Annotated in this window: 19 protein-coding genes; 11 read left to right on the top strand and 8 right to left on the bottom strand. The window is 58.1% G+C overall.

Going from position 1 to position 21,772, the window contains the following annotated elements; translation table 11 throughout:
• Positions 1 to 72 precede the first annotated feature (72 nt).
• The 7 genes from rluD (at position 73) to NCG89_RS05200 (ending at position 8,848) form a co-directional block, all read left to right on the top strand.
• Positions 73 to 1,029 (top strand): 23S rRNA pseudouridine(1911/1915/1917) synthase RluD, encoded by a 957-nt coding sequence (gene rluD, locus NCG89_RS05230; RefSeq protein WP_251088718.1) that lies wholly within the window; start codon positions 73 to 75, stop codon positions 1,027 to 1,029.
• Positions 1,029 to 1,796, top strand: coding sequence for a peptidoglycan editing factor PgeF (pgeF, locus tag NCG89_RS05225; RefSeq protein ID WP_251088717.1), 768 nt, complete (start codon positions 1,029 to 1,031; stop codon positions 1,794 to 1,796). Before rluD ends, pgeF begins: the two co-directional genes overlap by 1 nt.
• Positions 1,797 to 1,918: 122 nt before the next feature.
• On the top strand, positions 1,919 to 4,510 hold the full coding sequence (gene clpB / locus NCG89_RS05220) for an ATP-dependent chaperone ClpB (RefSeq protein ID WP_251088716.1): 2,592 nt from the start codon (positions 1,919 to 1,921) through the stop codon (positions 4,508 to 4,510).
• A 284-nt stretch (positions 4,511 to 4,794) separates the two neighbouring features.
• Positions 4,795 to 6,411, top strand: coding sequence for a DUF4331 domain-containing protein (locus NCG89_RS05215; protein ID WP_251088715.1), 1,617 nt, complete (start codon positions 4,795 to 4,797; stop codon positions 6,409 to 6,411).
• 11 nt (positions 6,412 to 6,422) lie between these two features.
• Complete coding sequence (locus NCG89_RS05210) at positions 6,423 to 6,659, top strand: hypothetical protein (RefSeq protein ID WP_251088714.1); 237 nt, start codon at positions 6,423 to 6,425, stop codon at positions 6,657 to 6,659.
• A gap of 114 nt (positions 6,660 to 6,773) precedes the next feature.
• On the top strand, positions 6,774 to 7,769 hold the full coding sequence (locus NCG89_RS05205; protein ID WP_251088713.1) for a hypothetical protein: 996 nt from the start codon (positions 6,774 to 6,776) through the stop codon (positions 7,767 to 7,769).
• Positions 7,766 to 8,848, top strand: a complete 1,083-nt coding sequence (locus tag NCG89_RS05200) for a HupE/UreJ family protein (protein ID WP_251088712.1) — start codon at positions 7,766 to 7,768, stop codon at positions 8,846 to 8,848. The genes NCG89_RS05205 and NCG89_RS05200 overlap by 4 nt, the downstream gene beginning before the upstream one ends.
• On the opposite strand, the gene NCG89_RS05195 is transcribed toward NCG89_RS05200, so the two are convergent.
• Positions 8,845 to 9,303 (bottom strand): DUF4124 domain-containing protein, encoded by a 459-nt coding sequence (locus tag NCG89_RS05195; RefSeq protein WP_251088711.1) that lies wholly within the window; start codon positions 9,301 to 9,303, stop codon positions 8,845 to 8,847. The two genes, NCG89_RS05200 and NCG89_RS05195, sit on opposite strands and share 4 nt — an antisense overlap.
• Before the next feature lie 486 nt (positions 9,304 to 9,789).
• Between NCG89_RS05195 and NCG89_RS05190 the strand changes: the two genes are divergently transcribed.
• Positions 9,790 to 11,538 (top strand): acetolactate synthase 3 large subunit, encoded by a 1,749-nt coding sequence (locus NCG89_RS05190; RefSeq protein WP_251089338.1) that lies wholly within the window; start codon positions 9,790 to 9,792, stop codon positions 11,536 to 11,538.
• Positions 11,538 to 12,029, top strand: a complete 492-nt coding sequence (gene ilvN / locus NCG89_RS05185; protein ID WP_251088710.1) for an acetolactate synthase small subunit — start codon at positions 11,538 to 11,540, stop codon at positions 12,027 to 12,029. Before NCG89_RS05190 ends, ilvN begins: the two co-directional genes overlap by 1 nt.
• Positions 12,030 to 12,290: 261 nt before the next feature.
• Here the strand turns inward: ilvN and crp are convergent, their stop codons facing one another.
• Entirely contained in the window at positions 12,291 to 12,929 is a 639-nt protein-coding gene (gene crp, locus NCG89_RS05180; protein WP_251088709.1) for a cAMP-activated global transcriptional regulator CRP, read from the bottom strand.
• Positions 12,930 to 13,063: 134 nt separating this feature from the next.
• On the opposite strand from crp, the gene NCG89_RS05175 reads away from it, so the two are divergent.
• Positions 13,064 to 13,486, top strand: a complete 423-nt coding sequence (locus NCG89_RS05175) for an OsmC family protein (RefSeq protein ID WP_251088708.1) — start codon at positions 13,064 to 13,066, stop codon at positions 13,484 to 13,486.
• Positions 13,487 to 13,894, top strand: coding sequence for a VOC family protein (locus tag NCG89_RS05170; RefSeq protein WP_251088707.1), 408 nt, complete (start codon positions 13,487 to 13,489; stop codon positions 13,892 to 13,894).
• 18 nt (positions 13,895 to 13,912) lie between these two features.
• Here the strand turns inward: NCG89_RS05170 and coq7 are convergent, their stop codons facing one another.
• The 6 genes from coq7 to dusB form a co-directional block, all read right to left on the bottom strand.
• On the bottom strand, positions 13,913 to 14,548 hold the full coding sequence (gene coq7 / locus NCG89_RS05165; protein ID WP_251088706.1) for a 2-polyprenyl-3-methyl-6-methoxy-1,4-benzoquinone monooxygenase: 636 nt from the start codon (positions 14,546 to 14,548) through the stop codon (positions 13,913 to 13,915).
• 33 nt (positions 14,549 to 14,581) lie between these two features.
• Complete coding sequence (locus NCG89_RS05160; RefSeq protein WP_251088705.1) at positions 14,582 to 17,374, bottom strand: response regulator; 2,793 nt, start codon at positions 17,372 to 17,374, stop codon at positions 14,582 to 14,584.
• Positions 17,325 to 18,602 carry a phosphoribosylamine--glycine ligase gene (gene purD / locus NCG89_RS05155; protein ID WP_251088704.1) on the bottom strand — a complete coding sequence of 426 codons (1,278 nt, stop codon included), beginning with the start codon at positions 18,600 to 18,602 and terminating at the stop codon, positions 17,325 to 17,327. Before purD ends, NCG89_RS05160 begins: the two co-directional genes overlap by 50 nt.
• A 155-nt stretch (positions 18,603 to 18,757) precedes the next feature.
• Positions 18,758 to 20,338: a bifunctional phosphoribosylaminoimidazolecarboxamide formyltransferase/IMP cyclohydrolase gene (gene purH / locus NCG89_RS05150; protein WP_251088703.1), complete on the bottom strand. Its 1,581-nt coding sequence runs from the start codon at positions 20,336 to 20,338 to the stop codon at positions 18,758 to 18,760.
• Positions 20,339 to 20,391: 53 nt separating this feature from the next.
• Positions 20,392 to 20,691 carry a DNA-binding transcriptional regulator Fis gene (gene fis / locus NCG89_RS05145; protein ID WP_251088702.1) on the bottom strand — a complete coding sequence of 100 codons (300 nt, stop codon included), beginning with the start codon at positions 20,689 to 20,691 and terminating at the stop codon, positions 20,392 to 20,394.
• The gene (gene dusB, locus NCG89_RS05140) at positions 20,688 to 21,677 is read right to left on the bottom strand and encodes a tRNA dihydrouridine synthase DusB (RefSeq protein ID WP_251088701.1); all 990 of its coding nucleotides are present in this window, start codon (positions 21,675 to 21,677) and stop codon (positions 20,688 to 20,690) included. Before dusB ends, fis begins: the two co-directional genes overlap by 4 nt.
• Between the last annotated feature and the right edge of the window lie 95 nt (positions 21,678 to 21,772).

Below are 21,772 nucleotides of genomic sequence, written 5' to 3'. Positions count from 1 at the left end.
ATAGCGGATGTGAACCCGGTACCCCGAGGGCCTGCTATTTAACCACAGCGACGGGGTGGTATAAAGAAGCCTATGGCGGATAACATTCAGCGGCAAGAGATCGTGCCCCCCACCCTGAGCGGCGCCCGTTTTGACCAGGCGGCCAGTGACTTGTTCCCGGAGTATTCCCGCTCTCGCCTCCAGTCTTGGATCAAGAGCGGTGAGCTGACGCTCAACGGCGGTTCCGCCCGGCCCAAGGACAAGGTGGCACCGGGAGATGAGCTGGGGCTGGACGCGACGCTCAAGCCCGAGGGCGACTGGCTGGCGGAATCGATCCCCCTCGATATCGTCTTTGAAGACGACGATATTCTGGTGCTCAACAAGCCCGCGGGCCTGGTGGTTCACCCCGGTGCGGGTAATCCGGCTGGCACCCTGCTTAATGCCCTATTGGCCCACAATCCGGGCCAGGAAAACCTGCCCCGGGCGGGCATCGTTCACCGCCTGGATCGGGAGACCAGCGGTCTGATGGTGGTGGCTAAGTCGTTGACTGCACACAGTAATCTGGTCGCTCAGCTGCAGGCCCGGGACGTTCACCGGGAATACGATGCCGTGGTGCTGGGGGTGCCCACCGGTGGCGGTACCGTCGATGAGCCCATCGGCCGTCATCCGCGCCAGCGAGTCAAAATGGCGGTGGCCCAGATTGGCGGCAAAGAGGCAATTACCCATTACCGGATGGTGAAGCGTTTTGCTCATCACTGTCACATACGCTGCTTCCTGGAAACCGGCCGCACCCACCAGATTCGGGTGCATATGGCCCATATCAATTACCCGCTGATTGGCGATCCACTGTATGCAGGCCGGCCCAAGCTGCCAAAAGGCGCCAGCGAGCGCCTGATTTCTGCGTTGCGCGAATTTCCCCGGCAGGCCCTGCATGCCCGCAAGCTGGAGCTCGAGCATCCAGTCACTGGCGATACCCTGAGTTGGGAGGTGCCGCTGCCCGATGACATGAAAGCACTACTGGCAATTCTGGCCGAAGAGGACCGGGGCTAGTGTTTCTCCACCCGGATTGGCCGGCACCTGGCAACATTAGGGCGGTATCCAGCCTGCGTTTGCCGCCTGGCGGGCAACCCGGTGTCGGCAGTGCGGGCTTTGGCGGATTTAATCTCGCCCAGCATGTGGGGGATGATTCTGCGGTGGTTGAGGACAATCGTCGCCAACTGCTGGCAGCCTGCGACGGTCTGAGGGACATTGCCTGGCTGAAGCAAGTGCACAGCACCCGCGTGATCGAGGTTGGCGCCATGGCCTGGCAGGAAACCGAGGCCGACGCCGCGGTCACCCAGCGGCCGGGTGTTGCATGCGCGATTATGACTGCAGACTGCCTGCCGGTGCTGCTGTGTAGTGTTGATGGCGATTGGGTTGGCGCTGCCCATGCGGGTTGGCGGGGTCTTTGTGAGGGTGTGCTCGCCAATACCGTCACGGCATTTTCGGGAGCGCCTGGGCAGCTGATGGCCTGGATCGGTCCCGGCATTTCCCAGCCCCATTTTGAAGTCGGCGCTGAGGTCCGCGAGGCGTTCTTGAACCGATTTGCCGGGCTGTCCGCCTCGGAAATGAGTCGGTATTTTCTTCCCTCTCCCCATCGCGATGGGCACTTTCTTGCTGACCTGTCGGGGTTGGCTGGCGCGCAGCTTCGTGCCCTGGGCCTGACCTGGGTCGGCGCAAGTGACTACTGCACCTTTCGCGATGACAAAATGCTGTATTCCTTCCGGCGAGACCATCGCTGCGGCCGTCAGGCAAGCTTGATTTACATCAAAGACTGATCAGTACAAGCCCCTATGCTGGTCGTGTCCTCTTGAAAACAACCGCCGAGCCCCCATTTTTAACAGCAAGATAAGGGCGGCGAGTGAGGCCTGCCCACGCGACACATTGGGGAGAAAATCCGATGCGAGTTGATCGTTTTACCAATTCCTTGCAGTCCGTCATCGCGGACGCCCAGAGCCTGGCGCTAGGCAAGGATCACCAGTACATAGAGCCTCAACACCTGCTGTTTGCCATGCTGAAGCAGCAGGGCGGCAGTGTTAAACCCTTGCTCAGTCAGGCCGCCGTTAACCTTCCCCTGCTGGAACAGCAATTGGCTGAAGCTCTGGACAAGCTGCCAACGGTGCAGGGCGCCAGCGGTGATGTTCACCTCTCCCAGAATTTGGGACGGGTATTCAACGTGGCTGACAAATTATCCCAGCAGCGCCAGGACAGCTATATTTCCAGCGAACTGGTCTTATTGGCCATGCTGGAGGTCGGTGGTGATCTTGGTGCTCTTTTGAAGCAGGCCGGGTTGGATAAGAAGCGCCTGGAAGCGGCAATCGAGAAAGTGCGCGGCGGTCAAAAGGTGCAAGACGCCGGTGCCGAGGAGGCCCGGCAAGCTTTGGAAAAATACACCATCGATCTTACCGAGCGGGCCGAGAGCGGCAAGCTCGACCCAGTGATTGGCCGGGACGACGAAATCCGTCGGACCATACAGGTGTTGCAGCGGCGCACCAAGAACAACCCGGTCCTGATCGGTGAGCCCGGGGTGGGTAAAACCGCGATTGTTGAGGGTCTGGCCCAGCGAATTATTAACGGTGAAGTGCCAGAGGGCCTGAAGGATAAGCGGGTATTATCCCTTGATTTAGGCGCCTTGCTCGCCGGCGCCAAATTCCGCGGCGATTTTGAAGAGCGCTTGAAGTCGGTTCTCAACGAGCTAGCCAAAGAAGAGGGCCGGGTCATCCTGTTTATCGACGAGCTGCATACCATGGTTGGTGCGGGAAAGGCAGACGGCGCGATGGATGCCGGCAATATGCTTAAGCCCGCCCTGGCTCGGGGTGAGCTCCACTGTGTGGGCGCGACCACCCTCGATGAGTACCGGCAGTACATTGAAAAGGATGCCGCCCTGGAGCGCCGCTTTCAAAAAGTGTTGGTGGATGAACCCTCCGAGGAAGATACCATCGCCATTTTGCGGGGCTTGAAAGAGCGCTACGAGGTCCATCATGGGGTCGATATTACGGACTCGGCGATTATCGCTGCTACCAAACTCTCCCAGCGCTATATCACCGATCGCCAGCTGCCGGATAAGGCCATCGACCTGATCGATGAGGCGGCCAGCCGGATACGGATGGAAATTGACTCTAAGCCCGAGGTCATGGACCGGCTGGAGCGCCGCCTTATTCAATTGAAAATCCAGCGTGAGGCGGTGAAGAAAGACGAAGACGAAAGCGCCAAAAAGCAGCTGGAAAAACTCAATAGCGATATTGAGAAAGTTGAGCGCGAGTATGCCGATCTGGAAGAGGTATGGAAGGCTGAAAAGGCGGCCTTGCAGGGCAGTGCCCAGATCAAAATTGAGTTGGAGCAGGCCAAGCTGGATCTGGATGCCGCCCGTCGGGCGGGTGATCTCACACGCATGTCTGAGCTGCAATATGGTGTGATCCCGGACCTGGAGAAGCGCCTGGCCTCCGCCGACGCAGCAGATCAGCCGGCACAGGCCCAGTTACTGCGCAATAAAGTGTCGGACGAGGAAGTGGCGGAAGTGGTGTCCCGCTGGACCGGGATTCCGATCAGCAAAATGCTCGAAGGCGAAAAGGACAAGCTGCTGCGCATGGAAGAGGCGCTTCACCAGCGTGTGGTGGGGCAAAACGAGGCGGTTGATGCCGTCTCCAATGCCGTGCGCCGCAGTCGTGCGGGGCTGAGCGACCCGAATCGTCCCAATGGCTCCTTCCTGTTTTTGGGGCCAACCGGTGTGGGCAAGACTGAGCTTTGCAAAGCACTCGCCATGTTCCTGTACGACAGCGAAGAGGCCATGGTGCGGATCGATATGTCCGAGTTTATGGAGAAGCACTCCGTTGCCCGGCTGATCGGCGCGCCTCCAGGGTATGTGGGTTATGAGGAGGGCGGTTATCTGACCGAGGCGGTTCGCCGCCGGCCATACTCTCTGTTGTTGCTGGACGAAGTCGAGAAAGCCCATCCGGATGTCTTCAACATTCTGTTGCAGGTGCTTGATGACGGCCGGCTCACTGATGGCCAGGGCCGCACCGTCGATTTCCGCAATACGGTGATTGTGATGACGTCCAACCTGGGGTCGGATGTCATTCAGGACATGACCCGAACTGGCAGCGAGTACACGGCGATTCGCGGCGCGGTGCTGGATGTGGTCTCAAGTCATTTCCGCCCGGAATTTATTAACCGGGTGGATGAGCTGGTGGTATTCGAGCCCCTGGGTAAAGATGCGGTGAAGGAAATTGCCGGTATTCAGTTGGCCATTCTCAACGGGCGATTGGCCGAGCGGGACTTGCGCTTGGAGGTGACCGAGGGCGCGTTGGCCCGTCTTGCCGAGGTGGGATTTGACCCGGTGTTTGGTGCGCGTCCGTTAAAACGGGCCATTCAGCAGCAATTTGAGAACCCGCTGGCGCAGAAAATTCTGCGGGGCGAGTTTCCGCCGGGAGCGACCATATCGGCGGAGGTCGACGGCGAAGGGCTCCGTTTCGCCCCCGTAACTCTGCAGTAATTTTCCTTCCTTTCGTCCCGGCGGCCCTCGCCGGGACATTTCCTCTCTTTTTTCTGATCTGTTCTCCGTCACTCGGTCGTAGCACTGGGAAGTTTGGTGCTGCGCCTGCCCTGTGCCGCATGCGACTTTTTGACCGTTGCATGATTGTCGGGGCTGGAAATTAACAATAAGCGGTAGCGCGGGTATCAAAACTGGCTCGAAATTTTTGTCGCAGGATCGGTGTGCTCTCTTCCCATTGTGGATGCACTAGGCTTGCCGACGCTCACAACTCGTTAGGGGGTTATATGGTTCCGTCTCGTCCGTTTTCGCCGCGGTCTCTGGCCGCTGCTTTGGTTACTGTTTCTGTCGCCGGTGGGGCTGTCAATGCGCTTGCCTCGAGTCATCGGGAGGCGCCATTTATTGCTGGCTCACCGAAAGTGGATGGCACCGACTTTTACATGTTTAGAAGCTACGAGCAGAATCGTGAAGGCTTTGTCACGATCATTGCTAACTACCAGCCACTTCAGGACGCCTACGGCGGACCGAACTATTTCACCCTCGATCCCAATGCCTTGTACGAAATTCATATCGACAACGACGGTGATGCGGAAGAAGACCTCACCTTTCAATTTCAATTCGACAACCAGTACGGGCAGGCGACGGCAGCCGGTTTGATCACTAACGGCGAGGTCGATACCGGGAATGGCGGCGTGCAGGTTCCTTTGGCGGCCGTGGGGCCAGGTTCAGGTAGCACTCCCGGCCTGCTCAACGTGGTCGAGACCTTCTCGGTGGCGCTGGTGACGGGTGATCGGCGCAGTGGGCAAAGCGCAGCGGTCACGGAAACTGGCTCGGGAGAGTCGACGTTCACCAAGCCGGTGGACAATATGGGTGAGAAGACCATTCCAGATTATGCGGGCTACGCCTCGCAGTTTGTCTACGACATCGACGTGCCTGGGTGTCAGGCATCCGGTGCAAGGATGTTTGTTGGTCAGCGTCGCGAAGGCTTTGTGGTAAACCTTGGCGAAGTGTTTGACCAAATCAACCTCAATCCCCTTGGCGCGCGGAATTCTCGCAGCAATACCATTGGCGACAAGAACGTGACGTCCCTCGCGCTTGAGCTGCCGATAAGCTGCCTGACCAGCGGCGACGATCCCGTGATTGGCGCATGGACAACCGCTAGCAAGCCACAGGGACGTATTTTAAATCCTGCTCCGGCGGGCGCCACGGCGAATGCCAATGGCAAAGGCCCTTCAGTAGAGCTGGGTGCCTGGACGCAGGTGTCGCGACTGGGCAACCCGCTGGTGAATGAAGTCGTCATTGGGATCACCGATAAAGACAAGTTCAACGCTTCTGAGCCCAAGGATGACGTCGGCAATTTTGCCCCCTACGTGCTGTATCCCACCCTGCCCGTGCTGGTAGAGGTGTTGTTTGATGTGCCGGCGCCCATGCCCGAAGGCGGCAGGACAGATCTGCTGGCCGTGTTTGTCACGGGTGTCACTACCGCAGAGACAGACACCCCAGCCAGTTTCAAATTTACCGCTCCGGCAAACCTGACCACGCCTGGCGAAATGCTGCGGCTGAACACGGCGATCGACCCTGTTCTGCCCGGCGGTGCAGGCTATAGCGATCTCGGATTTATCGGCTGTGATCTGGCGGGCTTCCCCAACGGGCGTCGAGTGACCGACGATGTCGTGGATATCGCGTTGACGGTTGCCGAGGGCGCACTGCTGGGAGAAAACGGTGTACAGACATGCAGTCTGGCGGGGTCTGAGCCCCAGGTGGTTAATCCCGGCGTGGTCGTGAATGATGGTGCGCTGCCCAACTTGGCCGACTTCCAAACCACGTTCCCCTATCTTGCGACACCCGTGCCAGGCTCACCGAATGAGTCTGCCGCAGCGGCCGTCACTGTATCGTCGAATTGAGAGGGGGAGGTATGCGCTCATTATCCAAGAGCTTGATCGTGGTCAGCGCGGCGCTGCTGTTAACAGCCTGCAACAATGACAGCAAATACGATGGTGGTAACCGGGGTGGCGAGGAATCGTCGGTTGCCGGTGGGGCGTTGTTAAATCAAGTCATTGCTCAAAGCCCCAACGATGACCCTGTCGCCATTAACGACCTGGAAATCCGCTCCGGTGGCGAAGACGACGCAGCCGATGCTGCGTTGAATTAGCACGTGGATTCGCGGCCCTTGTTGCGCTGGACTGTTTATCGTCGCACCGTAGAACTGCAGCATACCCGGCCGAGACTTGGGCGCTTGGGTTGCTGCCTTCTTTGGGGTGTATTGGTGAGCAGTCTCAGTGCTGCCCAACCGCCGATATCCCGCCCCGCCGACAGGGAGGTGGTGGTTATTCGCGTCGAGCAGGCCGAGGTTGTGCCTGGCTCAACTGCCTCCGCTTCTGCTCTCTTGGCCGCGTCGCGACGGGCGCTGGCGTCCTATCGCGAGTCGGCTGATCTGCGATATCTTGGGGATGCCCAGCGCTCCCTGCTTGCGATCTCAGCGGAGGAGCGCGATGGGTTTTTCTTCCTTTATCGCGCAGCGGTGCGACAGAGTTTGCATCAGTTTTCCTCGGCAGAAGAAGACTTGCGAAAAGCGGCGGCTTCGCCTGAGACCCGGCGTCAGGCGCGGTTGATGCAGTTTAATATTGCCTTCGTGCAGGGTCATTATGGCTCGGCAAGGGCGGCCTGCGACAGGCTCAGTACTGATACAGATCTTTACTCAGCAAGCTGTCACGCTCATCTTCGGGCGATAAATGACGGTGAGGGTGCTGCCGCCTTCAAGGATTTGAAGCAGGCCCTGGCCGGTGCGGGGCTGACGAAGCTGGATGATTCCCGCCAGTGGGCGGTGGCAACGTTGGCCGATATTGCCGAGCGCCACCAAGATTTGGCTGCGGCGGAAACCTACTGGCAATTGGCGCTCAATCTGGAGCCTGGGAATGTTTATAGCGCCAGCCGGTTGTGCGAGGTGCTGGTGCTTCGCAGCAAAGACGAGGCGGTGTTAGCGTTAACGGAGGGCAGGTTGTCCGTGGATAATATAGCTCTGTGCCGCGCAAAGGTGTTGTCCGGTCCGGAAGGTGCTGACTTGCTTGCAACCCTTGGCGATCGATTTGAAGAGGCGCGGTGGCGAGGAGAATTTTTGAACAAACGCGGCTACGCTGACTATCTATTGTTGGCAGATAAGAATCATGCCACTGCCCTGAAAATGGCCAGGGAAAATTGGCAATCTCAGCGGGAGCTTCCCGATGCCCGAGTGTTGCGCCGGGCCGAGGCGGCCAGGCCTTGATTAAATTCGTTGTCGTCGTACTGCTGCTCTGGTGCCAGTTCGGTTGGGCGCACAAGGCCAGCGACAGTTACCTCTATTTTGACGGAAGCTCACTGCGCCTGGATATTGCGCTGGTAGACATGCTGCGCCTGCAGAACATGGACCTGGATGGCGACGGTGCGCTGCGTTGGGGGGAGCTCACTGCCAGTCAGGCGGAATTTGCAGCGCGAGTTGAATCTGCTCTGTCACTTCGTTCTTCCCAATCTGGAGCGTGCGCGTTAGTCGCAGGGCTGAGCGGGATCAGTGAACACAGTGATGGCCCCTACAGCAGTTGGCGCCTGAGTTCCCCCTGCTTTGCGTCCCCCGGTGGCACGCTGCTACTGGAATATAACCTGCTGTTCGAACGCGACCCGCTGCACCGTCTGCTGTATAAACTGGCCGATGCCGAGGGGGAGCGTATCGGGGTATTGTCGCCGGAGCAGAACACGGTGTTCTTAACGGGTGGCGATCACTCCCTTTGGGCGACGGCGGGCAACTTTTTCTGGCAAGGGGTTATTCACCTCGTTGGTGGTTTCGACCATGTGCTGTTTCTGTTGGTACTGGTGCTGCCTGCCCTGAGCCGCAGCAGCGGCTTGCACACGCTGGGCCACACCATGAGGGAACTGGCATGGGTGGTCAGTGCCTTTACCCTGGCGCACAGTATTACGCTGGTAATGGCATCCATGGGCTGGGTCCGGTTTCCTATCGCTGTGGTGGAAACGGTCATTGCGATTTCCATCAGTATTGCGGCGGCATTAGCGTTCTGGCCCGCTCAGCATGTGCAGCGGTATTTGGCGTTCGGGTTTGGCTTGATCCACGGTTTTGGCTTTGCCAGTGTATTGGCGGATTTGCTGGCAGCGAGTAGTTTGCGGGTGGTTGCCCTGGCCAGTTTCAATATTGGTATTGAGGTGGGCCAGCTGGTTTTGGTGGCCTTGGCGCTTGCGCTGTTGTTCCCCCTGCGTGAGCAAAGCTGGTTTCAGCGTCTGTTGCCGGTGCAGCTGGTGTTAGCGGCCGGGGTGGGCGTAATGTGGGCCGTTGAGCGGGCAGGGGATTGGCTTTAAGCGCAGTGAATGCCGATGGCTTCTTGTGCCCGTTGTTTCTGCTCTGCCACTTCCTTCTCGTCGAGAAGACGTGCGGTGCCGTCGGGGTCGGTCACGCGAATGCGGGCGCCATTTTTCTGTAAGGTCAGTAAGTTGCTCTTCGCCTGGCTGCAAATGGCAGGGTCTTTCGGGGGCAGCACTTCCATCCGTTGTGGCGCGGCGTCGGCTTTGGCACCGTCGTCATTGCCAGCGCTGTCACCGCTGGAGGGATCGCTGACCACACTGGCGCCGCCGCGGGTTTCAATAAACTGGTATTGCCGTCCCAGCGGAGGTTGCTGGGTAAAGTGGGTTTCACCTGCGTCGTCCTTCCACCGGTAGTAGCCCTCTTTGCCAGCCAGGCTGCTCGGTGTCAAAAGCACCGTCGCACAAACAAACAGGCACAGAGTAGCAAAACTGCGGAAATGTGGGCGTTTCATATCGGTGAGGCTCTTCCAGGCTGTGGTCGGATTATGGCAGATTCGTCGCGCCGTTGAGAATGGTGGATATTACCGGGTTCGCGGCGCATCGTGGCATTTTCCTCGGGATTTTGTGTTGACATCTTGGGGCTCAGGCTAAAAAATAGCCGGTCTTCCCCAAGGGGGAAGCAATGGCTGTGTTCCGCGCCGTTTACCTACGGCCTCGTACAGAGTTCGGCACATCTCGTCGAACTGCTACTTAACGTAGTTCCATTCACTCTGCAGACACATGACCTGTGTTGCGAGATTGCCCGCTTCGCCTATCCCGCGAAGCAAAAGAAACGCCGCATGGCGGCATTTTTGGCATTTCGCCCGAGCTCCGGCCTCTGCCTGCTCGGTGGTAATGTGTTTCGTATCTTGTAGTGCCCAGCAGGCGCTCAGACCATGTCGGGTTCTGGCTGCGGTGTGCTTACAGATTTTTTTCGCAAAATGACTGAGGGACTTTCAGTGGAGTTGTTATCTGGCGGCGAAATGATCGCGCGCGCTCTGGAAGACGAAGGTGTTGAATTCATCTTCGGCTATCCGGGTGGGGCGGTTTTGCATATTTATGATGCCTTGTTTAATAAGTGCAAGGTGCCGCATATTCTCGTCCGTCACGAGCAGGCGGCCACCCATGCGGCAGATGGTTACGCTCGTGCTACCGGCAAGCCGGGTGTGGTGCTGGTGACCTCCGGCCCTGGTGCCACCAATGCCATTACCGGTATTGCCACGGCTTACATGGATTCCATTCCCATGGTGGTGCTGTCTGGCCAGGTCATGAGTCACCTGATCGGTGAGGATGCCTTCCAGGAAACCGACATGATGGGGATTTCGCGTCCCATCGTGAAACACAGCTTCCAGGTGAAGACCACCGCTGAGATTCCTGAAATCATCAAGAAGGCCTTCTATATTGCCAGCTCCGGTCGGCCCGGCCCGGTGGTAGTCGATCTGCCGAAAGATCTGACTAACCCCCACGACAAATTCGAGTACCACTACCCGAAGAAAGTCAAAATGCGGTCCTACACACCGGCTGCGAGAGGGCATTCGGGTCAGATTAAAAAGGCAGCGAGTTTGCTGCTGTCTGCCCGCCGTCCAGTGATTTATGCCGGTGGCGGCGTCATTCAGGGTAACGCTGCCAAGCAGTTGACCGACCTGGCCCGCACGCTGAACTTCCCGGTAACCAATACGCTGATGGGATTGGGGGCATACCCCGGCGATGACCGCCAGTTTTTGGGCATGTTGGGGATGCACGGTTTTTATGAGGCCAACAATGCCATGCATCACAGCGATGTGATTCTGGCAGTGGGGGCGCGGTTTGATGACCGGGTGACCAATACCACCTCGAAATTCTGTCCCGGTGCCAAGATCATTCATATTGATATCGATCCCGCGTCGATCTCCAAAACCATCGCGGCGGACGTGCCCATTGTCGGGCCGGTTGATGCTGTTCTGACAGATTTGATCAGTGTGGTGGCTGAGCTCCGCGCTCAGGACAGCTCGCTGCCAGACCAGGAAGCGTTATCCCACTGGTGGACACAAATTGATGAGTGGCGTGATCACCACGGCCTGTGGACCAAGCCGCGCTACGATCTGGATACCCCCCATATCAAACCGCAGCAGGTTATTGAGTCATTGTGGCGGGTGACCAAGGGCGAGGCCTACGTGACCTCGGACGTGGGTCAACACCAGATGTTTGCTGCCCAGTACTATCGCTTTAACCATCCACGTCGTTGGATTAACTCCGGTGGCCTGGGCACGATGGGCTTTGGTCTGCCGGCGGCAATGGGGGTCAAGCTGGCCTTCCCGGATGCGGACGTTGCCTGTGTGACGGGTGAAGGCAGTATCCAGATGAATATTCAGGAGCTGTCCACCTGCGCCCAGTACAAGATTCCGGTGAAAATTCTGAATCTGTACAACGGCTACTTGGGGATGGTGAAACAGTGGCAGGACATGCAGTACGAAGGTCGCTATTCCCAGAGCGTGTATGAAGATTCGCTGCCAGATTTCATCAAACTGACCGAAGCCTATCACCACGTTGGCATCAAGGTGACCCAGCTGTCTGATCTGGACGAAGCGATGAAAGAAGCCTTTGCCCGCAAGGACGAGTTGGTGTTCATGGATATCCATGTCGATCCCCATGAGCATGTGTATCCCATGCAGATTGCCCCTAACGGCAGCATGCGGGATATGTGGTTGAGCAAGACGGAGCGGACCTGATGCGGCGTATTATTTCGGTATTGTTGGAAAATGAACCCGGCGCCTTGTCTCGGGTGGTTGGCTTGTTCTCCCAGCGCGGGTACAACATCGAGACCTTGAATGTGGCGCCTACCGAGGACAAAACCCTGTCCCGGTTAACCCTGACCACTGTGGGTGACGATCACAAGATTGAGCAGATCACCAAGCACCTCAACCGGCTGGTCGATGTGGTGAAGTTGGTCGACCTGTCGGAAGGCGCCCACATTGAGCGGGAGCTGATGCTGGTGAAAGTGCGTGCGACCGGTGCCCAGCGGGCAGAGATCAAGCGCTGCACGGATATTTTTCGCGGCCAGATCGTGGATGTTGGCCCCAGCGTTTATACCATTCAGGTGACTGGTGCTGCCGACAAGCTGGACTCCTTTCTGGAGGCGGTTGGTGAAGCGGCCATTATGGAAGTGGTGCGCAGCGGGGTTTCCGGTATTGCCCGCGGGGAGAAGGTGCTCAGCTTGTAAGCTGAGCGTTTAATCTGCAATGGATTTATAGGGGCCTTTCGGCCCCTTTTTGTTGTTTGTGGGCTTGGGGCAGAGGTGCATTGTTTGGGCGTTTCTTGTTCCGATAGTCATTATTTCGCCCAGCTGGGCGAAACCGTTGCTATCACTAGACAAGCATTCCTGGCGGCCGTCAGCGCCAATCAACCAGGAAGCCAAAGAAAAAGAGGCCAAAAGCCCCTTTTAGAGAAAATCAAAATCGTCGCCGCAACAGCGGCACAAAACCTACCGGGTGCCGTATACCACCATTGTCTTACCCTTAACCTGCACCAGACCCTGCTCTTCAAGGGTCTTGAGCACCCGGCCAACCATCTCCCGCGAGCAGCCCACAATGCGGCCAATTTCCTGCCGGGTAATCTTGATCTGCATGCCGTCGGGGTGGGTCATTGCATCAGGCTGTTTGCACAGGTCGAGAAGTGTGCGAGCCACCCGGCCAGTCACGTCCAGAAAAGCGAGGTCGCCAACCTTGCGGGTGGTCAGACGCAGGCGCTTGGCCATTTGCCGACCCAGGGCGGCGAGGATGTCGGGGTATTGATCGCGCAGTTCGCGGAACTTGCTGTAGCTGATTTCGGCAATTTCGCATTCGGTGCGGCTTTTAACCCAGGCACTGCGGGTGGCGGGAATTTCCTCATCAAACACCCCCATCTCGCCGAAGAAATCGCCTTTGTTGAGATAGGCAACGATCATTTCGCGGCCTTCGTCATCTTCAATGATGACGGTCACGGAGCCGTCAATAATGTAGTAAAGCGCGTCGCTGTCATCGCCTGCGTAAATCAGGGTGCTTTTACTTGGATACCGACGCCGGTGGCACTGCTTCAGGAAATTGTCGAGATTAGGAATGTCGCGATTCAAAGTGTTGAACACAGGCGGTGTCTCTATGGCTAGCGAATTGTGTCGTTGTTATCCCTTCAAGTATGCCGTGCTTCGCCGGTAATGGCGAGCTTGAATACCGGTGCTGTGATAAGCTGCCCATTTTGTTACAGCATCTCGGGGACGTAATGAAGGCTACAGTGAAGTGGGTTGATGGGGCAATGTTTCTGGGCGAGTCAGGCAGCGGCCATGCTGTTGTGATGGATGGTCCAGAAGACCACGGCGGTCGTAATATGGGTATTCGGCCGATGGAAATGTTGCTGATTGGGATGGGCGGCTGCGCCTCCTTTGATGTGATGAGCATGCTGAAAAAGTCCCGCCAGGAGGTGGTGGATTGTCGCTGCGAGCTGGCCGCAACCCGCGCCGATGCCGTGCCCGCTGTGTTCACGGAAATTCATCTCACCTTTGTGGTAACTGGCAAAGCCCTGAAAGAAAATCATGTGAAGCGGGCGGTGGAGCTGTCTGCCGAGAAGTACTGCTCCGCTTCGATCATGATGGAAAAGGCCGGTGTTAAAGTCAGTCATAGTTTCGAGATTGTTGAGGTGGTGTAAATGAGTTCTCCTCGCCCCCCGGCCCACGGTGGTATGCGTCATGTGGCACTCTTTGTTGCGGAGTTCGACAAGACGCTGTGGTTTTATCGCGATCTGATGGGGATGGCGGTGGAATGGCAGCCGGATGAGGACAATGTCTATTTGTGTTCCGGCAGCGATAATCTGGCCTTGCACCGCTACCGCGGCGAGGCCCGGCCCATTGCGGGTCAGCGTCTCGACCACATTGGTTTTGTGTTAAAAGCAGCGGCAGATGTCGATGCGTGGCACGATTTTTTGCTGGCGCACGATGTTGAGGTGACGGCGGCGCCACGTACTCATCGCGATGGCGCGCGCAGTTTTTACTGCCTGGACCCCGACGGCAATATGGTGCAATTAATCCACCATCCGCCGATTGCCGATAAATTCTGAGGGGTCACCCGCCCGAATTCAGATTCGGTAGGTGGTGCTGGTCATCACCTTCGACATCAAGGTCATCACCCGTTTAACCGGTCTGGGAAAGACCTGTCCGCCCGCCGCCAGGGCCTTGCCCGCATGGTCTGCTTCGTCTTCCAACATCTGGCTCAGAATTGCGCGGCTTTTCTCGTCGTCCGCTGGAATTTCCTCCAGGTGCTCTCGCAAGTGTTGGCACACCTGATCTTCAGTGGCGGCAACAAATCCCAGGCTAATGCGGTCGCCAGCGGCGCCTGCGACGGCGCCAATGGTGAAGGAGGCCGCGTAAAACAGCGGGTTGAGGACGCTAGTATTGGCGCCTAATTCGTGCAGCCGGGTTTCGCACCAGGCCAGGTGATCAACTTCCTCGACGGCGGACTGGGCCATGGCCTGTTTGACGTCGGGTGATCTGGCGGTCAGCGCCTGACCCTGATAGAGCGCTTGGGCACATACCTCGCCGGTGTGGTTGATGCGCATCAGGCCAGCGATATGGCGCCGTTGCTGTTGATCGGCGGTTGATTCCCGGCCGGAAGGGGTCGCTCTGGCGGCTCTGGCGCTGCCTTTGATTAAGGTTTTCAGGCTGCGGTCGGCGCCGATTAGCGCCTGATCCAAGAATGAAAATTGTCTGCTCATAACTCCTCCCGTCAGCCGGTCCAGTATAACCGATCAGGGAGTGTCCAGTTCGATATCTGTCCAGCGATTTATCGCCTCCTCCAGCTCCCACATGCGCAGTGGCTTGATCAAGTGAAGGTCCATCCCGGCTTGCAGATAAATATCGCGTTGCTCGTCCAGCGCATTTGCGGTCAGGCCAAAGATCGGGGTGTGGATGGTGCGTTGGTCTCGCTCAAAGCCGCGAATGAGCCGAGTGGCTTCTACGCCATCCATGATCGGCATTTCGATATCCATAAACACCAGATCGAAGTCCTTGCGCATATAGGTGCTGACGGCTTGCTGACCATTATCGACCAGGGTCACCTCAATGCCGAGCTTGGCGAGCATCCCGGTCAGTACCTGGGCGTTGGTGGGGTTGTCCTCTGCAACCAGACACTGCAACTTGGCGCCCCGCTTGGGCTGGGGTTTGTTCAGGTGCTTGCTCGCGTCAAAGTGCAGCTCTGTCGACAGGGCACTACGCAGGGCGGTACCGCTAACGGGTTTGGCCAGCACCCGACGAACCCCGGCATTTGCCAGCGCACTCTTTTCCAGGTGGATATTGCTGTGGGCCAACAGCATGATCAGTGGCAGTTGATTGGCGTCCAGTTCGTTGGAGAGGCGCTGGGCAAAGGTCAGGCCGTCGGCACTGGCCAGGTTGTAATCCAGCAGCAAAATATCAATGGGTTGGTGAATGACGATCTGGTTCCGGATTTGGGCCAGTGCCGCCTGAGCAGACTGGGCCGCGAAGACCTCCATGCCCCAGTGCTGGCAATGTTTGCAGATAACGTCGCAAAAGGTCTGATTGTTGTCGACCACCAGAATCCGTCTGTTTTGCAGCTCCGGCAGGCGGCTAGTGCTTGCTTTGGTCTCCGGGGCAAGGCCCAGAAACAGGCTGAAATACAGGCTGTTCACCCCCTGGGTGCTGGATCTGGCGTTGACCCGGCCGCCCATCAGCTGAACCAGCTGACCGATAATGGCGAAGCGGGGGTTGATGCGGCTGTCTTCACCAGTATTACTGTGGTTGAGCACATTGCGTTCTTTTTGGGTGAAGGGGCGGCCGAGGTGGCTTATTTCAAAGTCGATCTGTTCGATGCTGGTTTCCCCGGGGCTCACGCGCAGCAAAATGTGGCCCGACTCACTGTGGTCCAGGGCGCTGTTCATGGCATGGCTGATCAGCTGTTTAATCCGGGAGGGGTCGCCTAATACCCGTTCGCGTAGTTCGGGGGCGATATCGCAAATAAGATCGAGGCTGCGTTCCGCGGCGATATTCTTGAAGCCCGACAGTGTCTCGTCGATCAATTCGGGAAGGTGAATAACCTGTTGCTTGAGCTCGACATCGTTTTCATTAAAGCGGGCGCTCTGACCCGCCTCTTCGAGCAACTGAACCAACTCCTGACTGGCGCGCTGCAGGGTGTGGAGGTAGTCCCGCTGATTGTCACTGATCTGGGTCTCTTCCAGCAGCTCTGACGCGCCGAGCATCGCGCTGACCGGGGTGCGAATATCGTGGGTAATACGCGCGACAATATCGGTTTTTGCCCGGCTTACTTCCCCGAGAACGGCAATCCGCTGGGTTTCTTCAGACTGCTGACGTTGGCGTTCCCGGTGTCGGGCTAGCACCAGCGCGGTGTGCACCAGGGCGGCTCCCGTGGCGCTGGCCATGAGGAAAAAATTGATGGTATCGAGACTGACGAGCTCACCCCGGTAAGCTAGCAGGCCAATGACGTATACCAGGGTGATGGCGACCCGGGTGGCCAGGTAGCAGAGGGTCATGCGGCTGTAGCTGACCAAAAAGCTGGTCAGTGCGGTTAATGCCAGGCTGATGGCGGTGATAGGAAGAACGGTGATGACAACCAGGTTGGCAATGCGCCCACCGAGCAGCAGGAGCGCAGCCAGGGCCACCAGGTTCAAGCCGATCAGGCCGTGCAGCAGCTGCGGCCATCGGCTGGGGCGGTCCTGTCGGTACAAGGGGAAAAGCAGGGCGTAGCTGATTTCGCAGAGGGCCAGCAACAAACACAGCAAGGTCATGCTGGTGTCTTGCCAGGGCGGCAGCAGGCCTTGGGCCTCGCCGATGTACCCCCAGGCCAGGCAGTGGTAAAGGATGAGCAGTAAACAGTGGGCGCTTAACGCGGCGAACAGGCCATCGCGAAAAAGCAGTGTTCTAACACCGGTGAAAACAATAACCGCCAGCAAAATGCCCATGAAAATCGCCGTGGTAATTTCCTGGTTGCTCACCTTGCTGATCAGGCTGGCGTAATCGTAAAGCTTGATGGCAAATTGCTGTTCTACCGGGCTGCTGAGGCGAAGATGAAAGGTGGCTGTTTCGCCGGCGGAGGTCTTCAGGGTGTACAAGCGCAGGCTGCGCTTTACCTGCCGGCCCGGCAGCTCGGTTTGCGGAAGCTGCTGGCCGTCGCGATAGAGTTCGGTGTCCGATAATCCGGCCGGGAGAATTTGCAGAATATGCAGTGCGGGTTCGGCGCTGCGATTGTGAAGTGTAAAACGCAGCCACAACACATTGCCGGGCTTGGTGAGGGTGAGGTCGCCCTGCTCGGCGGGACGAAAACGACCGGCTATCGGTGGGCGGACAACCTGGTTAATGCCGAGTTCGTGATTTGGGTCGTTGAGAATATCGGTGAAGTCGGTGAGTGAACGATCCTCATAGCCCTCGTCCAAGATGAATACCGGGGCGGCCTGAGCGGCAACCGACATCAACAGAATAACCAGGGCGCTTAGCCACAGTCGCCAGCGCCCTGCCGCAGGGTTATTCCCTGGCAATGGCGCGGTAAGCGATGTCGGTGCGGTAGAAGGCATCGCGCCACTTTATCTGCTCGACAATCTGATAGGCAAGCTGTTGTGCGCCCGAGACAGTGTCGCCCATCGCGGTGGCGCACAACACGCGGCCGCCGTTGGTACACAGCTTGCCGTCATCGAGGGAGGTGCCAGCGTGAAACACCTTGCTGTCGGCGGTCTCGGTCGGGATGCCCGTAATTTCATCACCTTTGCGATAGCTGCCTGGATAGCCGCCGGCCGCCAAGACCACACCGACTGCGGGGCGCGGATCCCACTGGGCATTCGCGCTGTCCAGCTTACCTTGCAGGGCCGCCTGGCACAGTTCGACCAGATCGGACTGCAGTCGCAGCATGATCGGCTGGGTTTCCGGGTCACCAAAACGACAGTTGTACTCAATGACCTTCGGCGCGCCACTGTCGTCGATCATCAGCCCGGCATAGAGAAAGCCGGTGTAGTCGTTGCCTTCCGCGGCCATGCCTTCGACGGTGGGTTTGATGACCTCATCCATGACCCGCTGATGGACGGCATCAGTCACCACCGGTGCGGGGGAGTAGGCGCCCATGCCACCGGTGTTGGGGCCGGTGTCGCCATCGCCGACCCGTTTGTGGTCCTGGCTGGTCGCCATTGGCAGAATGTTTTTGCCATCCACCATGACGATAAAGCTGGCTTCTTCGCCGGTCAGGAACTCTTCAATCACCACCCGACATCCGGCGTCACCAAAGGCGTTGCCAGAGAGCATATCGCGCACGGCGTCTTCAGCCTGCGCCAGTGTTTCGGCGACGATGACGCCTTTACCCGCTGCCAGACCGTCGGCCTTTACCACAATGGGGGCGCCTTGCTCGCGCAGGTAGGCAAGGGCAGGCTCCACCTCGGTGAAGTTTTGATAGGCCGCGGTGGGAATCTGATGACGCGCAAGAAAATCCTTGGTGAAGGCCTTCGAACCCTCCAGCTGAGCCGCGCCCTTGCTGGGGCCGAAGCAGGGCAGGTTGCGCGCCTGGAAGAAGTCGACCACACCCTCAACCAACGGCGCCTCCGGGCCAACAATGGTTAGGCCGACGTTGTTGTTCTCGGCAAAATCCGCCAACGCATTGAAATCGTTCACCGCGATGGCGACATTTTCGATGCTAGCGTCCAGCGCCGTGCCCGCGTTGCCGGGTGCGACAAATACGGTGTCGACTTGTGGCGATTGGGCGGCTTTCCAGGCCAGGGCGTGCTCGCGGCCGCCGTTTCCGATGATGAGGATATTCATAGTGATGCTAGACGCGGGACGGGAGACGGGAGACGCAAGGGCGGTCTCAAGGTTCCAGCATTGGCGTCTTTAAGCTCCTTTACTGTGTGTCGGTCGAGATGGGAAAGGAGCACACAGGAAAAGCGTCTCCCGTCTCCCGTCCAGCCTCTTGCGTATTAATGTCTAAAATGCCGCATGCCGGTGAAGACCATCGCCATGCCGTGCTCGTCGGCGGCGGCGATCACCTCTTCGTCCCGGATCGAACCGCCGGGTTGAATCACGCAGCTAATGCCATTTTTGGCGGCGTTGTCGATACCGTCGCGGAAGGGGAAGAAGGCGTCGGAGGCCATCACTGCGCCCTCTACCTGCAGACCCGCGTGTTCTGCCTTGATAGCGGCGATACGGGCGGAGTTCACGCGGCTCATCTGGCCGGCGCCCACGCCGATGGTCTGGCGATTTTTGGCGTAGACAATGGCGTTGGATTTCACAAACTTGGCCACTTTCCAGGCAAACACCAGGTCGTTGATTTCATCTTCGGTGGGTTGGCGTTTGGTAACCACTTTCAGGTCGCCTGCGGTGATCATGCCCAGATCACGGTCCTGTACCAATAGACCGCCATTGACCCGTTTGTAGTCCAGGGCGGGCAGGCTTTGGTCCCACTGACCGCAGGCCAGCAAGCGCACGTTCTTTTTCTCGGCGACCACGGCCTGGGCCTCGGCGCTGACGGTGGGCGCAATGATCACTTCAACAAACTGGCGGTCGCAGATGGCCTTGGCGGTATCGGCGTCTAACTCTCTGTTGAAGGCGATAATGCCGCCGAAAGCAGACTCGGTGTCAGTGGCAAAGGCCAGGTCGTAGGCTTCGCGAATGCCGTTCAGTGACACAGCAACGCCGCAGGGGTTGGCGTGCTTGACGATGACGCAGGCGGGTTTAACGAAGGATTTCACACATTCCAGCGCCGCATCGGTATCGGCGATGTTGTTGTAGGACAGCTCCTTGCCCTGCAGCTGGGTGGCGGTGGCAATAGACGCCTCGGCGGGGTGGCGCTCCACATAGAATGCGGAATCCTGGTGGGGGTTCTCGCCGTAGCGCATTTCCTGCGCCTTGACGAACTGGCTGTTGAAGGTGCGCGGAAACTTGTCGCTGCCGCCGGGCACCAGGCGACCAAAGTAATTGGCGATGGCGCCATCGTAGGCCGCGGTGTGCTCGTAGGCCTTGATCGCCAGATCAAAGCGGGTGGCATGGCTGGTGCTGCCATTGTTGCTGCGCATTTCGTCGAGAATACGGGGGTAGTCATCGGCATTGACGACAATGGCCACGTCACGGTGGTTCTTGGCGGCGGCCCGCACCATGGTAGGACCGCCGATGTCGATATTCTCAATCGCGTCTTCCAGGCGGCAGTTTTCCTTGGCAACAGTGGCCTCGAAGGGGTAGAGGTTAACAACCACCATATCGATGGCGTCGATGCCGTGCTCGCCCATGATGGCATCGTCGGTGCCGCGACGGCCGAGGATGCCGCCGTGCACTTTCGGGTGCAGGGTTTTGACCCGGCCGTCCATCATTTCCGGGAAGCCGGTGTAGTCAGAGACTTCGGTGACCGGCACGCTGTTTTCCTGCAGCAGGCGGAAGGTGCCACCGGTAGAAAGGAGGGCGACACCCATTTCGGTCAGTTCCCGGGCAAAGTCGACGATGCCGGATTTATCTGACACGCTGATGAGGGCGCGTTTTACTGGACGGGCTGATTGCTCGGTAGTCATGCCTTGATGCTTTTCCCTTTAAATTGAGAGGTCAAAATCCGCCGACGAGGGATTTAGAGGAGGTCGTATTGCTTGAGCTTCTTGCGCAGTGTGCCCCGGTTCAAGCCCAGTAATTGGGAGGCTCGGGTCTGGTTGTTGCGCGTGTATTTCATCACTTCTTCAAGCAAGGGGGCTTCCACCTCGCTGAGAACCATGTTGTAGACGTCGCAAACGTCCTGACCGTCGAGGCTGGACAAGTAAGTGTTCAGGGCAATGGCGACGCTATCGCGAAGCGTTTTTGCCTTGGCTAGATCATCGTTACCGGAGTCGGGGCTGGCGCCGTTAACCACAGTTTCAATGGCGTTCAAATTCATGCTGCTGCTTCCTGTAAGGTTTGCGCGTGCTGTTCAAAAAACTGTTGCACAGCATCTCGTTGTCCATGGGCGGAGTCTAAGGTGTTAAACAGACTTCTAAATTCGGCGTAGTCGCCGAGGTGCTGCAGATACCAGGCGCAGTGTTTGCGCGCTATCCGCAGGCCCTGATATTCACCATAAAACTGGTGGAGTTCGCTGAGGTGTCTCAGCAATGTGCGTTCTACTTCTTCGAGGCTAACGTGGGTCGAGACGGCGCCCGTCGCTAGATACTCGTTGATTTCCCTGAACAGCCAGGGGCGCCCCTGGGCACCACGACCGATCATCACCCCATCGGCACCGGTTTGGGCCAACACCTGGGCGGCCTTTTGCGGTGAATCGATGTCCCCGTTGGCCAGCACAGGAATGCTGACGGCCTGCTTTATTGTGGCGATGGTGTCGTATTCAGCGCTGCCTTTGAAACGGCAGGCCCGGGTGCGGCCATGTACTGCCAGTGACGCGATGCCACAGTCCTGGGCGAGTTTTGCAATTTCCACGCCGTTTCGCTGGTCTGGTGACGCGCCAGTGCGGATTTTCAGGGTCACCGGCACGTTAACCGCTGACACCACCGCACGCAAAATCTGCTCCACCAGCTCGGGGTCTTGCAGCAGGGCGGATCCCGCTGCCTTTTTACACACTTTCTTTGCCGGGCATCCCATATTGATATCAATGATATCGGCACCCAGCGACTCACAGCCGCGGGCGGCGTCTGCCATCATCTCGGGGTCGGCACCGGCAATTTGCACTGCATTGATGTCACCTTTGGCCTGGGCCAGGCGCAGATGACTTTTGCGGGTGTGCCACAGCTGGCGGTCACTGATTAACATCTCGGCGACGGCCAAACCCGCACCAAACTCACGACACAACTGACGAAAGGGGAGATCCGTGGTGCCCGCCATCGGCGCCAAAACGGCGACAGAGGGCAAGCTGTAGGGACCAATTTTGATCATGGATCAATGCCCTGTGCAGTTCGGTGAGTGGAAAAAAGCGGGTCGCTATAATACTTGTTCAGCGTCGACTTCGGAAGACTTGCGCTCAGAAAATA

This window comes from Spongiibacter taiwanensis (genome assembly GCF_023702635.1).
Lineage (GTDB): Bacteria > Pseudomonadota > Gammaproteobacteria > Pseudomonadales > Spongiibacteraceae > Spongiibacter > Spongiibacter taiwanensis.
The sequence above is the reverse complement of the archived record's forward strand: the minus strand, read 5'-3'. Positions and strand labels throughout refer to the sequence as shown.